11 protein-coding genes are annotated in these 14,144 nt (G+C 40.9%); 8 read left to right on the top strand and 3 right to left on the bottom strand.

Going from position 1 to position 14,144, the window contains the following annotated elements; all coding sequences use genetic code 11:
- Window positions 1-18: 18 nt before the first annotated feature.
- A complete protein-coding gene (locus tag BUR11_RS02195) occupies window positions 19-2,547 on the bottom strand; it encodes a DUF7133 domain-containing protein (RefSeq protein ID WP_074223189.1) in 2,529 nt (842 codons plus the stop codon).
- A gap of 173 nt (window positions 2,548-2,720) precedes the next feature.
- Here BUR11_RS02195 and BUR11_RS02190 point away from each other — a divergent pair, with 173 nt between their 5' ends.
- From BUR11_RS02190 to BUR11_RS02155, 8 genes are all read left to right on the top strand, one after another.
- A complete protein-coding gene (locus BUR11_RS02190; protein WP_074223188.1) occupies window positions 2,721-3,161 on the top strand; it encodes a cupin domain-containing protein in 441 nt (146 codons plus the stop codon).
- A gap of 214 nt (window positions 3,162-3,375) precedes the next feature.
- Window positions 3,376-4,611 carry a multidrug effflux MFS transporter gene (locus BUR11_RS02185; protein ID WP_234982062.1) on the top strand — a complete coding sequence of 412 codons (1,236 nt, stop codon included), beginning with the start codon at window positions 3,376-3,378 and terminating at the stop codon, window positions 4,609-4,611.
- An 86-nt stretch (window positions 4,612-4,697) separates the two neighbouring features.
- Window positions 4,698-5,831, top strand: coding sequence for a DEAD/DEAH box helicase (locus BUR11_RS02180; RefSeq protein ID WP_074225075.1), 1,134 nt, complete (start codon window positions 4,698-4,700; stop codon window positions 5,829-5,831).
- Between the two features lie 60 nt (window positions 5,832-5,891).
- Window positions 5,892-7,649 carry an arylsulfatase gene (locus tag BUR11_RS02175; RefSeq protein ID WP_084560841.1) on the top strand — a complete coding sequence of 586 codons (1,758 nt, stop codon included), beginning with the start codon at window positions 5,892-5,894 and terminating at the stop codon, window positions 7,647-7,649.
- Between the two features lie 137 nt (window positions 7,650-7,786).
- A complete protein-coding gene (locus BUR11_RS02170; protein ID WP_074223187.1) occupies window positions 7,787-9,094 on the top strand; it encodes an APC family permease in 1,308 nt (435 codons plus the stop codon).
- A 96-nt stretch (window positions 9,095-9,190) separates the two neighbouring features.
- Entirely contained in the window at window positions 9,191-10,057 is an 867-nt protein-coding gene (locus BUR11_RS02165; protein WP_074223186.1) for a cation diffusion facilitator family transporter, read from the top strand.
- A 23-nt stretch (window positions 10,058-10,080) separates the two neighbouring features.
- The gene (locus tag BUR11_RS02160) at window positions 10,081-10,791 is read left to right on the top strand and encodes a class I SAM-dependent methyltransferase (protein ID WP_234982060.1); all 711 of its coding nucleotides are present in this window, start codon (window positions 10,081-10,083) and stop codon (window positions 10,789-10,791) included.
- 238 nt (window positions 10,792-11,029) lie between these two features.
- Window positions 11,030-11,449, top strand: coding sequence for a nuclear transport factor 2 family protein (locus BUR11_RS02155; protein ID WP_074223185.1), 420 nt, complete (start codon window positions 11,030-11,032; stop codon window positions 11,447-11,449).
- 5 nt (window positions 11,450-11,454) lie between these two features.
- Here the strand turns inward: BUR11_RS02155 and BUR11_RS02150 are convergent, their stop codons facing one another.
- Window positions 11,455-12,549 carry a bile acid:sodium symporter family protein gene (locus BUR11_RS02150; RefSeq protein WP_407640227.1) on the bottom strand — a complete coding sequence of 365 codons (1,095 nt, stop codon included), beginning with the start codon at window positions 12,547-12,549 and terminating at the stop codon, window positions 11,455-11,457.
- Window positions 12,550-12,642: 93 nt separating this feature from the next.
- The gene (locus BUR11_RS02145; RefSeq protein ID WP_074223183.1) at window positions 12,643-14,127 is read right to left on the bottom strand and encodes a mandelate racemase/muconate lactonizing enzyme family protein; all 1,485 of its coding nucleotides are present in this window, start codon (window positions 14,125-14,127) and stop codon (window positions 12,643-12,645) included.
- Between the last annotated feature and the right edge of the window lie 17 nt (window positions 14,128-14,144).

Here is a 14,144-nt window from a genome sequence, read left to right as displayed (position 1 = left end):
TCATGAATTGTGGAAGTTTCATTCTAGGTTTTCTATGTGTTGATTCAACTCCTCCGCAGACCAGGGATAGACTCTCCCTTGAGTTGTCAAACGCATCCCTCCTACCGTCCTTCTTGAAATCGGAGGGGCTTGATTTCCCCACTCATTTCTAATGTAGGTCAAGATAGCAGCAATACTCGCGTCATCCATCGTAGAGTGAGCTGGCATAACCGGTAGGATTTCTGGGGCATCGTATTTCTTCCCATCCACCTCAATTGGGCCCTCCAAACCATGTAAGAGAATCAAGGAAAGGCGCTTTTCATCCCCTAAAACCCATTCAGAGTTCACCAAAGGCGGCCCCATTCTATTTTCTCCTCTGCCATCTGAGCCATGGCAACTTGCACAACTGACCAAAAACTTCTGTCTTCCATCTGCAAATTGTTTTAAAGCAGAAGCATCTAAGGTACCAGCTACTGCTTCGACTTCATCAGGATGAAATCCTGGCCAGGTGAACAAACTTTTCAGCATCCCCATTCTTTGGGAATCTATGGGTAGATCTGTTCGTTGGAAAATCGATGGTTCTGCCCTATAGGACACAAAACCTTTTTCAGGCGAATTGGCAGATTGAATAGCCAGTGAACTCAGGACAGTTTGTTCTTTCCAGCTCAATTCAGGTATATCCACCAGTGCCAAAAGCCCTTTGATTTCATTTTGATCTGCTTTTTTTACGATGGAAGCGGTAAGCATTTCCAGAAATATTTCATGCGCTGGCTTCAAATCATTCCAGGTTGCATCCTTCCAGATCGCTTGAAGAAAATCATATTCCCTGTTGGTCAGACTACTCATTGCTGCATCCCTGATCAACGCATCTTCTCCCTGCTTTGACAACACTTCCAATAAGACTTGTCGAGCATCCTGATCTGACAGCGCGTAAGCACTTAATGCCAATTGTAAATCCGTGGATTTCCCGGCATTCTTTGACACCTCTATCATTTTTTCACCCAATCTTCTCCTAATCCCTTCCTCCTCTTTTGCCAGCTTGTCCAAAATTCGAAGAGCTGCACTTTGTATCAACTCAGAATTATGGTCTAAAACTTCCAATAAAAATCCCTCATCCGCTTGTCCCATTCCTTCCAGCGTCCAAAGGGCATGAAAAGCTCCCAACTCATTAGAGGAGTTCAGAACAATCTCCTTTAATACCGGTACCTGGCTTTCATCATTATTTTCCACCAATAATCGCTGTGCCATATCCCGGTACCAACCATCTGAATGACCCAGGTAGGCTACTAGTTCTGAATCTGATTTAGAAGAAAGTTTCTCCACTTTTTTAGGATCAGTATCGGCAGGAACTATTCTCCAAATTCTCCCCATATGAACAGGAGCGTCTAGTTTTCTTTGAATAGTTTGCTCCCTTAAATACTCCGTCATATAATCCAGGTGTTGAATGATCCCGCGGTACATATCTACAATATATAAGGCGCCATCAGGTCCAACGTAACCATTCACAGGTCGGAATCTCTCATCGGAAGAGGCTAAAAATTCTCTACCTGGATTTGGATCATGTGCTTCCAGGTAATTGCCATTTTCCTTTACCACATTTCTCTTTACCAAATTCCCTGCATTCTCCATGACGAAAATATTTCCTAAATATTCTTGGGGAAACAAAGCGCTTCTATATACTGTAGGAGCACAAGCAGAAGTGAATTCCAAAAGCCTTCCTTCTTGGTCCAGGGTGCCAGGAATATAGCCTCTGTTTACTGCATGGTTCGGCCGAATGGGATAAACCCTTCGATCAATTGTTAACCCATAATCAATCCCGGTAGAAGGGGTATGGTTGGGGTTGGTGAAAAGATAATTGGGAGGAACAAGATCTCCATGGAGCTGGGACCAATTGTAATTATAAATCAGTCTGCCTTTATCATCTTGAGAAATTCCCCACTGACCTCTAAACTCAGTACTGTCGCGAATCCATTCATCCCCCTTTAATCGATATCGCAATCTGGATTTAGCACTGTAATACCAATTATCAACTGTTCTGAGTAATCCGTTATCTGTATGCTCTACTACTCCATTTTGAGAATAGGTAGCATCCAATAAGATTTTAGTATCTGCTTTTAGATCTCCATCCAGATCTTCGGTGATCCAAAGTGCATTATTTTCAGCAACCAAGGCACCTCCTTTGAAAAGCCCTATTGACCTGGGCATTACCAAACTATCTAAATAAACAGTGGATTTATCCATCTCTCCATCCCCATCTTGATCTTCCAAAATAGAAATTCTACCGATGGGTTGGTCTTCGTCATTTCCTTCTATATCTACCATATAGCCCCGCATTTCTATTACCCACATCCGCCCATCTTCATCAAATTGTATAGCTACTGGCTCTTGTACCATTGGTTCAGCAGCAACTAATTGGATTTTGAAACCAGGTTCTAATTGAAAAGTAGCTTGTTCCTCAGCAGGGCTTAAAGGAGGGGAAATGGCATTCAGATCCTCTTTCTGGGTACTTGTGCAGGCAAAAACCAGCAGCATCAAACCAACGATGCTTGGTAATCGGATACTCGACATAGGTTTATTTTGGGTTATTTATTGCCTATTTATCCCATCGAAATACAATTTTATAAATAAGGCAGTTTTCCTAATTTGACACTTATTCAATTGATTCACAAGCCTATTTTACTAAGTGGTCTAATTATTTTTGGTATAACTTCAATTCCTATTTAAAACTATTCCCCATCCTTATGCTCAGCTTTAAGCCATTTTTAGTCCTACTCTTGATGATCCTCTCTTCGATTTCGACCTACCTGATCACCAAGGGCTCCCAATTAAAAAACGAATCCGAGATCCTCATTTCTTCCGAATTGAGTTGGAATGGAACGATAATCCCCGATTATCCTGAAGGAAAACCCAAGATTTCTATCTTAAAAATCACCATACCTCCCGGTTCCTCCCTTCCCAAACATATCCACCCAGTAATTAATGCGGGAGTATTAACCAAAGGGGAGCTGTTTGTAGAAGATGAATTTGGAAATCAGCTAAATATGAAAGCTGGCGACCCCATCATTGAAGTAGTGAATACCGTGCATTATGGGGAGAACCGGGGAACTATCCCTGCTGAAATAATTGTCTTTTACGCAGGAAGTGAAGGGTTGACCATTACAAAAATCATGGAAGATCAATAAGTGCAAAAAATTATCTATTCTGACTATTCCGCTTGCCCGAATCTTTCATTCCTAAACGGAAAAGCAAACTTACTTTTTCTAACTCATTGCTTGATTTTCAAAATTTCCGGAACCTAATTATTTTTTTGTTAAAATATTTGACTGAATTTTACGAACTCAATAAGCCTTTTGCCTGTTGGAAGTCAAAGATTATTAGGGATTAAACCAATTTTTGTTGAAAAAACAGATTTCAAAAAAGGAATACTTCAAAATTGTCTTGGTTCTAGGAGCTCTTTGTACCATCAGCCCATTTTCCATAGACATGTATTTACCTGGATTTCCAGCAATGGCCAGGGAATTGGAGACTCCTATTGCCAATATTCAATTGTCATTGACTGCGTACCTAGTAGGAATTGCAATCGGCCAATTGTTTTATGGTCCCCTACTGGATAAATATGGAAGAAAAAAACCGCTTTATGTAGGTCTTGGAATTTATGTATTGGCCTCCATTGGCTGTGCCTTATCGGACTCTGTTGAGAATCTAATACTTATGAGGTTCTTACAAGCCATTGGGGGCTGTGCAGGCATGGTTGCTGCCCAGGCTATGGTTCGGGATATTTTTCCTGTAACGAAGACTGCTCAAGTTTTAGCTTTATTGACTTTAGTGATCGCGGTATCTCCAATGATAGCCCCTACTTTGGGAGGCTTTGTGACAGCTTATTACCATTGGCACTGGGTTTTCATTGTTTTGGCATTCCTTACCGTGATCATTTGGATGGCAGTAATTTGGGTGCTTCCAGATGGGGCTGAACCTGATACACACGTTTCATTGAAGCCTAAACAGGTTTGGAAAAATTATATCCAAGTACTTCAGAACAGACAATTCTTGGTTTATATGTCTATTGGTGGCTTGGCAGGTGCGGCTCCCTTTGCCTACATCGCAGGTTCTGCTGATGTCTTTATGAATATTTATGGAGTAAGTGAAACACAGTACGGATGGATTTTTGCCCTGTTGGCTTTTGCCATGATCGGGTCCACTCAATTGAACCACTTGTTGCTTCGGAGATTTACCAGCCAACAAATCATCAACTTCTCCATGCACTATCAGGTGACAGTTGGATTACTATTGGTCCTGGGCATATATTTTCAATGGTTAGAAGTGGGCACTTTGTTAATGTTGATGTTTGTCTTCTTAACCGCACATGGACTGAACGGCCCAAATACCGCCGCGCTATCTTTGGCTCCATTTTCAAGAAATGCAGGAAGTGCTTCTGCGATTTTGGGAAGTATCCGGATGGCATTTGGTGGATTGGCTTCTGCCGGTGTCAGCTTCTTCCATGATGGCACTTCTCTTCCCATGGTGAGTGGAATGGCTGCTTGTGCTGTAGCAGGATTCCTGGTACTGAAACTGGATCAAAATATCAATGGAAGTATCAGCAAGGTCTATAACAAAAAAGCGCTGGCTAGTTAGGAGCTTTACTTTTCTTGTGCTGATTCATTCCTGATTCCAATAAATTCAATCCAAGAACATCCTTACCTTTGTGCAAAATGAAGGATATGACTTTTACCGAACTTGGATTAAACAAGCAGTTGATCTCCGCGATAGAGAAAGCAAATTACCAGAAACCTTACCCAATTCAGGCAGAAGCGATTCCCGCATTTTTGAAGCGTCAGGATATTTTGGGAATTGCCCCTACTGGTTCTGGAAAAACCGCTTCCTACATTTTGCCAATCTTACAAATCCTTCAAAATAAAAAGGAACACAGAAGCAGAAATATTCCTGTTTTGGTACTTGTGCCCACCAGGGAATTGGCCTCCCAAGTAGCGCAAGTTGCGGATAACTTTTCAAGGTTTTTAGAGAGAAGGGTCAAAACTGTATCCGTATTTGGAGGTGTCTCCATCAATCCTCAGATGATGAAGATGAACGGAACAGATATTTTGGTTGCTACTCCTGGAAGGTTATTGGATTTAATATCTCAAAATGCGCTGTCACTTTCAGAAGTAGAAATCTTGGTGCTGGATGAAATGGACAAGGTCTTGAATATGGGATTTCGTGAAGAAGTCAATCAGATCTTGTCGGAAATCCCTAAAAAGAGGCAAAACATCCTATTTTCTGCCACCATGGATGAGACATTGGAAGAAATGATCTCCTCCCTTCTTAAGGATCCAAAGCGCATTACTATCAAACCGGAGGTACTTGATGTGGACCTGATCAATCAATATGCCTACAGAGTCAGCGCTGAAAAGAAAGGTCCTTTATTAAGGTATCTTATCAAAAATGGCAATTGGACCCAAATCCTGGTATTTACCTCTTCCATCCGAACTGCCAATAACGTAGTCCAAAAATTAGTGAAGAATGGCATCGATGCCATTGCATTTCATGGGGACAAAAGTCAAGGTGCCAGAATCGAAGCTTTGGCAAGATTCAAGTCTGGGAAAACTCGGGTTTTGGTTGCTACGGACTTGGCCGGAAGGGGAATTGACATTCAGTATTTGCCTTTGGTGATCAACTTTGAACTCCCACGTTCTCCCAAAGATTATGTACATCGAATAGGAAGAACCGGACGAGCCGGGGCCACAGGTGAAGCCATTTCATTGATCACGGAAGAAGATTTGCACCACTTTAAAATCATCCAGAAAAAGATGAAAAAGCATGTGCAATTAAGAAGCACCGATGACTTAGATCTTTAAATGCTATTTGATTTCCCATTTTTTTAGAGGATCTTTTGGATAGAACAAGCCCTTCAAAAAATGACCTCCGCCGCAAGAATAGCCAGTATTTTTCTTAGTTTTTTCATTGTCCATGCGAATGCATTTTCCCAAAATACTCCACCAAACATCATCCTAATCATCACAGATGATCAAGGTTATGGAGACTTTGGGTTCACTGGAAATCCACATATCTCTACTCCAACCCTCGACCAACTCGCCCAAGAAAGTGTGGAGTTTACAAATTTCTACGTATCTCCGGTTTGTGCCCCTACCCGATCCAGTCTTATGACCGGACGTTATTCCCTGCGTACAGGAATCAGAGACACCTATAATGGGGGTGCCATGATGGCAACTGAGGAACATACCATTGCGGAGTTACTAAAGAAAAAAAACTATGTAACAGGCATTTTTGGCAAGTGGCATTTGGGAGACAACTACCCCATGCGTCCCAGTGATCAGGGATTCGATGAATCTGTGATACACTTATCAGGTGGTATGGGACAGGTGGGTGATTTCACAACCTATTATCAGGGCAACCGAAGCTACTTTGATCCAGTCCTTTGGCATAATAATCAACAACAATCCTATCAAGGTTATTGCTCCGACATCTTTGCCGAAGAGGCGATCAAGTTTATAGAGAAAAATAAAGACCAACCATTTTTCACTTATCTCTCTTTTAATGCACCACATACCCCTTTGCAAGTACCCGATGAGTATTATCAAAAATATAAAGACCTAGACCCCAGTGAAGGATTTGTAGAAGATGGCAAACCATTTTACCCGATGTCTGAATCCCAAAAAGAAGATGCTCGAAAAGTTTATGCCATGGTAGAAAACATCGATGACAATCTGAACAAGCTATTTAGCAAATTGGAAGAGTTGGAAATTGATGACCGAACAATTATCATCTTTTTGACAGATAATGGACCTCAACAACAACGATATGTAGCAGGACTTCGAGGACTCAAAGGGAATGTTTTTCAGGGAGGAGTACGAGCACCTCTCTTGATTCACTATCCTGAAAAATACCAGGGAAGTAAGAAGATAGATCAATTAACTGCTCATTTGGATATCTTACCTACCATCGCAGAAGTAGTTGGAATTGACTTACCCAACGATCGTAAAATCGATGGCAAGAGCTTAATCCCCTTGATGAATGGAGATGCAGGTAATTTTCAAAATCGAAGCTTTTTCTCGTATTGGAACCGTAAATATCCAGAGCGATATAATAACATCTCCATCCAAAAGTCAGGTTGGAAACTGGTTGGAAAAACTGATTATCAAGCTCCCATCGAAGAGTTTGAGTTATACAACTTGACTGAAGATCCATACGAACTCACCAATTTAATTTCCTCTCAAACTTCCAAAGGGAGGGAACTTAAGATTGAAATGGACGAATTGTATGAGGAATTAATTCAGGAAAATCATTTGGTGAATCAACCCCTGATCCAGATTGGTTTTGAGGAAGAGAACCCTGTATTTCTAAACCGGAATGATGCTGCGGGTCAAAGAGGTATCTGGGCACAAGAGGAGATTTATGGATATTGGAACGTGTTATTAGCTTCTGGAACCTATGATTTTACATTCAAATTTGTGAAAGATGTTCCTTCTCAAGGCACCATGTACCTGGAAACAGGCCCTATTGTCAATCAAACAAAATTAGAATCGGAAGGTAAAATAGAATTTATTGAAATGAAGGATATCCAGCTTCCTGGAATGAAAACCCAAATCATCCCTTTTTATCAAGTAAATGGAAAACAAATCTTCCCTTTTTGGGTAGAAATCCATAAAAAATAGGGACCGATCAATTACTGAATCCCTGACAGAGGTGATGCCTACAATCAAAAAATCAACCAACACTTATAATTCATTTTTAATAGATTCAATTTTTGGCTTATCTTTTTAAATCCTAACCATTGAAAAAAAGAGAATCCATGCCGAAATCATCCAGTCCCGAAGTGCAAGAAAAATTACCAAGAAACTTAGGACTTTGGGGAGTTTGGATGCTGGTAGTCAATGGACTCATTGGGGCTGGAATTTTTGGATTACCCTCGGGAGCAGCCCGATTAGCCGGAGAATACAGTGTATTCGTTTACGCATTTTGTGCACTGTTAATGCTTCCAGTGATCCTATGTTTCGCCGAATTGGGAAGCTATTTCAAGGGAACCGGAGGACCAATCAAATATGGAAAACTGGCTTTTGGTTCGTTTATAGGTTTTCAAGGCGGTTGGCTTTACTATTTGGCAAGATTGATTTCATTTGCCGCCAATACGGTTTTGTTAACTGATAGCATCGGTTACTTTTTACCTGTAGCAGCTGAGGGATATGGAAGACTCATTTCACTTGCAATTACCTGTGGAGCATTAAGCCTGATCAACATCCTGGGATCTGTGGAATCCATCCGTTCTATGACCTTGTTTACAATCATCAAATTCTCTGTTTTGATTGGTTTAGTATTTGGAGGGTTTATTTTACTAGGTCCCGAGGTATTGCCAAATTTTGGCAGTCCCCTTCCTGATGGTTCCAATTTAGGGGCAGCAGCTTTATTATTGATTTATGCCTTTGTTGGATTTGAAGGGGCAGTAGTCCCTGCTGGAGAAGCAAAAAGACCAGAAAGAGACATGCCTTTGGGGCTGATTTTGGGATTAGTTATCGTCGCCGTATTGTATATGTTGATCCAGTTGGTAACGCAGGCGGCTGTTCCTGATTTGGCAACTAGTAGCACCCCACTTTTGGATGCCTCTTCTTCTTTATTCGGGAGTGCAGGTGCGGTAATCTTAATGATCGGTGTTGCAACCTCAGTGATCGCAAATTTAATTGGGTCCATGTTTTCAGCAACGCGGATCACCTACGCATTATCTCTTGAGAAATCTCTTCCCGAATGGTTCGGAACTGTACATGAAAAATACCTGACTCCGGCCAATTCTGTCTTGTTTTTTGGAATGGTTGCCTTTGCTCTGGCTGCTTTTGGAACATTTACATTTCTAGCTGCCATGACGGTCTTGTCCAGACTCTTTTTATTCATGATGAGTTGTGCAGCAATCCCTGTTTTACGTCCTAGATTTAAAGATCAAAGCCCCTTTATTCTTAAGGGTGGAATTCTAATTCCTATTCTTGGAATTTTAGCCTGTCTTTGGTTGATGATTCAAGTGAGCTGGACCTCCGTCTGGCTAACAGCTGTCTTGATTATCATTGGCTCCATTCTATATTGGTTAGGAAAAAGGCAACATAAAGTGGTATAAAAACTCCGCTTAAAGTTACTTTTGCCCTATTCAAACGTAGCGCATGACCAAGTATTTAAGTAAAAATGGGCAACCCCATTCAACTTCGACCCAACAATGACAAATAAAAACCTTGCCATACGAACCGTGATTTTCAGTATGCTGGGAAATGTTGCCTTGGCTACGATTAAATTTTTAGCAGGAATTTTTGGCAATTCATATGCTTTAATTGCAGATGGAATTGAATCCGTGGTAGATGTATTTGCATCAATTTTGGTCTTGGTGGGGCTTCGATATGCCAATCGACCAGCAGATGAAAATCATCCCTATGGGCATGGCAAAGCAGAACCTCTGATCACCTTTTTAGTCGTTGCTTTTTTGATTGTTTCGGCGGCTACCATTGCCTACCAAGCAATCCAACATATACGAATTCCTCATGCGTTGCCTGAAAGTTTTACCTTATGGGTATTGGCAGCCATTATTATCTGGAAAGAATCCTCCTATCAAATTGTCATTAGGAGAAGTAAAAAAATAAATTCCGATTCCTTGAAAGCAGAGGCTTGGCACCATAGGAGTGATGCAATTACCTCCATCGCTGCATTTATTGGAATTTCAATCGCTTTATATTTTGGAGAAGGATTCGAAGTAGCAGACGATTATGCAGCCCTGGTAGCTGTAATTTTCATCGTTTACAATTGCTATAAAATCTTTAGACCGGCATTATCTGAGGTGATGGATGAAAATAATCACGAGGAATTGATAGAGAAAATCAGGGCAATAGCTATTGAAGTAAAAGGGGTCAAAGGAACTGAAAAATGCTTCATTCGAAAAGCAGGAATGGATTACCATGTGGACCTACATGCCTTGGTGGATGGAGACTTAACCGTAAAAGAAGGACATAGAATCTCTCATTTATTGAAAGATAAACTTCAAAAAGAAATCCCTGAAATAGGACATCTACTGATACATATAGAACCCTATTAGGAAAGCAGTTTTTTTTAATGATTATGATGAAAAAATCCACCATTGATGAAATAAGGGCCCGTTTTGATCAAGATGTAGAACGATTTTCAAATCTGGACACAGGGCAACTCTCTACCATTGATGCCCAGGTTTCACTTGAACTGATTACCGAGGCCGCTAAAAGAATCGTACCGCATGCAAAGCATGTGCTAGACATTGGATGTGGCGCAGGAAACTATACCTTAAAAATGCTTTCCAAGCTTCCGCATCTCCACTGTACTTTGGTGGATTTGAGTTTACCAATGCTCCAAAAAGCGGAGGAAAGAGTCAAACTAGTGACTCAAGGAAAAGTAACATGCATTCAGGAAGACATTCGTATTGCTGAACTGGATGATCACGGTTACGACATCATATTGGCATGTGCAGTTTTACACCATTTACGAGATGATGAAGATTGGGAAAGCACCTTTACAAAACTGTATCATTTACTCAAGCCCGGGGGATGCTTGATGATATCCGACTTGATCACTCAAGAAAACTCCATTTTGAATGATTTCACTTGGGAACGATACGGAGATTATTTAGAGGCGTTGGTGGATAAGGAATATCGTCAAAAAGTCCTTGCCTATGTGGACAAGGAAGATTCGCCAAGGTCTATGACTTATCAATTGGAATTAATGAAAAAGGTAGGTTTTAGCAGTACCGAAATTCTACATAAAAATATGTGCTTCGGCGCATTTGGAGGCATTAAATAATTGAGCTTTCAAGTTCCACCCACCCCGTTTTTCAGCTTATTGATTCTAGCTTTAAGATTCGTTTGTAATATCTTTTTAGAGGTTAATCTATTTTAACAGAATCGGGTTAACCCTTAAAAATTATCAAGTTACGAACAGAATTTTCAACTCATTTTATTTATCTTAATATGATTTATAGTTGAGAAATTAGTTCAATAACCTCATCCTTTTCCATTCCAATCAATCTAGCAATCCGCCCATGAAAACCCTATTCACACTTGCACTTTTCTTGTGTTGTAGTTTTGTTTTTGCTCAAGCTGAACAAGAAATAGCCACAAAAGTAGAAGCCTTAAGACTAGCTCTCATTGATCCTACCGAAGCGAGCTTAAAAGCACTTAGTTCTGATAAACTTAGCTATGGACATTCTAGTGGAATAATCGAAAATCAATCTGAGTTTATTGAAGCATTAGTCACTGGAGCATCAGATTTCGCCTCAGCTACTTTTAAAGATCAAACCATACAGATTGAAAAAAATGTAGCAATCGTAAGAAATATACTGGCTGCTGATTTGGTGAATGGAGACCAAACCAATTCCATAGAAATCGGAGTGATCATGTTTTGGCATAAAGAAAAAGGCAAGTGGAAATTACTGGCTCGACAAGCCTATAAATTAACCTAAAAAGGTTAGGTAGATGAACTTTCATCTGGAATCGGTTTTTTATGCCAATAGGACGCGAGAATGGAACCACTCACATTCATAAATGGCCCAAATACCGCCGGAGCTAGGCCTACGGTGGCTATTTTCCCCATTTCTTTGGCAATTCCAGAGGCAAGTCCACCATTTTGCATTCCCACTTCAATGGCAATCGTTCTGCAATCCCGTTCACTTAGTTTGAACAAACGGCTTGACCAATACCCCAATAGATATCCTGCAAGGTTATGGAATATGACCATCACTATCAGTATTGGCCCAATATCCAATAAACTATCTCTTCCAGCAGCCACAATAACCACTAAAATCAACGCAATGGCAGCCATAGAAATAATTGGCATCAAATCATCCAACCATTTGGATTTACCACGAAGAAAATAATTGAAGAGCAGTCCAGCACCAATGGGGATTATCACCATTTTTACAATACTGAACATCATATCTACTACATCAATTGCTACAAACTCTCCTGCCAACCACCCCATCAGGAAGGGAGTTACAAATGGAGCTAATAGGGTAGTAATTGATGTGACGGTAATCGAAAGAGCTAAATTTGCTTTCGCTAAAAAACTCATTACGTTGGAAGCCATACCACTCGGAGAACAGCCAATTAGAATCATTCCTGCTGCGATTTCCGGGGGGAATCCACTTAATTTAGCGAGCGTAAAGCCTATGAAAGGCATAATGGAAAATTGGCATAATACCCCAATCAGTACCCCTTTGGGCATTTTTACTACTCCCAAAAAATCTTTAATGCTCATGGAAGTCCCCATCCCAAACATAATGACCTGAATCAAAGGCACGATCAAGGCGCTAAATTTGAACCCTTGATATTCCAGGAAATATTGGGGAAAATAGAGCGCTAGTGCTACTGAGCCAAAGATCATCATGGAATAGGCATATCCCTTTAATTTTTCACTTCCCAAAAATGAAAGTGCACAAATAAAGAAAAAGCCGATCCATAAAAAGCTTGCATATTCAATTCCAAGAAACAAGCTGGTTCCAACTGCCCCAACAAATAGTGCGATTGAAAGAATTGAAAGAGATTTAGTGATTTTAGGGTTCAAAATGAAGGTATTTTGGGTGAATGCTCATGAAATTAACCCGGAAACAAGATTTGTAGCAAGTTTCCGGGTTTATCAATAGGTAAAATAGGAATCTTAGCTGTAAGTTCTATCATGAGAACGTTTTTCGTTCCACATGTCAGTAGGAGCAAAATAGGATTGATCTGAAGGATGTAAATGGGCTTTCACCACTTCCTCATTTAAATCAATCCCCAAACCAGGAGCGTCCAAAGGAACTGGTGCGTACCCTTTGTCAATCATTTTTCCTCCTCCGGTCATAGTGACCATATCTTCCCACCAAGGTACATCTACCGAATGGTGCTCTAAGGCAAGGAAATTCTGTGTGGCAGCTGCACAATGCACATTGGCCATAAAAGATACAGGAGTTCCTGCCTGATGCATGGCCATGGAAATCCCTTTTTCTTCGGCATAGTCCGCAATTCGTTTGGTTTCCAAAAGACCTCCGGAAGAAGCCAGATCAGGGTGCACGATATCTACTGCATGATTGTCAATCAAATCTTTGAAGTGCTGAAGGAGATAAATATCTTCTCCTGTTGTAGTAGGAGTATTCAGAGCAGTGGTAATGGTCTTGTGTTGCTCCCACATTTGCCATGGCACCATATCCTCAAGCCAGGCAAGTCTGTATTTATCCAATGCTTGACCTAATCTGATACAATTGTTCAAATCGAAATGTCCATAGTGATCAGTAGAAAGTGGTATTTCATAACCTACCATTCCCCTGACATGATCCACTATCTTGGCAAGTTCGTCCAAGCCTTTCTCTGTGATTTGGACTCCCGTAAAAGGATGGGCCGTGTTCGCATAAGACATGTACCCTCCTTGCCACTGGCTTCTCCCTTGTTTGAAAATCTCTTGGTTGACAATACATCCGGGAATATCCATGATTTCACCAATGGAAACATCCATTTTTAGCCAGGTATAGCCTTGCTCCTCTGTTCTATATTTAATAAGCTTCATCTGCTCCTCTGGAGAACTTGCTTCAGGAGTGTCTGCATACAACCTAATGGAATCTCGATATCTTCCACCTAACAACTGCCAAGCTGGAACATTATACGCTTTTCCGCAAAGATCCCACAAGGCCATCTCAACCCCACATACCCCTCCTGCCTGACGCGATTGACCACCAAATTGCTTGATGATTTTGAATATCTTTTCCACATTACATGGGTTTTCTCCCAAAATCCTACTCTTCAGCATCAAGGCATATTTTGGATCTGCTCCATCTCTCACCTCTCCTAGCCCATAAATTCCTTGGTTAGTATCTATTCTAAGAATAGCTGTACCGCCCATGACCGCCGTATGTGCATATCGTAAATCTGTAATTTTCAAATCAGAGGGTGCCGATGCCCTACGGACATTTTTGGTGGTTTCAGCCATGGTATCTTCGATACTCAGTCCCATAAGAGCTGAAAGGCTCAGCCCTCCCAAAGCCGTCTTCTTCAAAAAATCTCTCCTATTATCTTTTGTCAGAGGGTTGTCAATTTCCGCTTGACGTTGGGCAATATATTGCTGCTCTCTGATTTTATTCTTTTCAATGAGTTCTTTAAGGGTATTTTTCATGGTATGCAGGGTTATTG

It is taken from the genome of Algoriphagus halophilus, assembly GCF_900129785.1.
In the GTDB taxonomy this organism is placed as follows: Bacteria; Bacteroidota; Bacteroidia; order Cytophagales; family Cyclobacteriaceae; genus Algoriphagus; species Algoriphagus halophilus.
This window is presented reverse-complemented; position numbering and strand designations above follow the sequence as displayed.

Coding starts and splice junctions, on each gene's coding strand:
- BUR11_RS02145 (WP_074223183.1), bottom strand. CDS start 14,127: ATGAAAAATACCCTTAAAGAACTCATTGAAAAGAATAAAATCAGAGAG.
- BUR11_RS02180 (WP_074225075.1), top strand. CDS start 4,698: ATGACTTTTACCGAACTTGGATTAAACAAGCAGTTGATCTCCGCGATA.
- BUR11_RS02190 (WP_074223188.1), top strand. CDS start 2,721: ATGCTCAGCTTTAAGCCATTTTTAGTCCTACTCTTGATGATCCTCTCT.
- BUR11_RS02155 (WP_074223185.1), top strand. CDS start 11,030: ATGAAAACCCTATTCACACTTGCACTTTTCTTGTGTTGTAGTTTTGTT.
- BUR11_RS02165 (WP_074223186.1), top strand. CDS start 9,191: ATGACAAATAAAAACCTTGCCATACGAACCGTGATTTTCAGTATGCTG.
- BUR11_RS02160 (WP_234982060.1), top strand. CDS start 10,081: ATGATGAAAAAATCCACCATTGATGAAATAAGGGCCCGTTTTGATCAA.
- BUR11_RS02175 (WP_084560841.1), top strand. CDS start 5,892: ATGACCTCCGCCGCAAGAATAGCCAGTATTTTTCTTAGTTTTTTCATT.
- BUR11_RS02170 (WP_074223187.1), top strand. CDS start 7,787: ATGCCGAAATCATCCAGTCCCGAAGTGCAAGAAAAATTACCAAGAAAC.
- BUR11_RS02195 (WP_074223189.1), bottom strand. CDS start 2,547: ATGTCGAGTATCCGATTACCAAGCATCGTTGGTTTGATGCTGCTGGTT.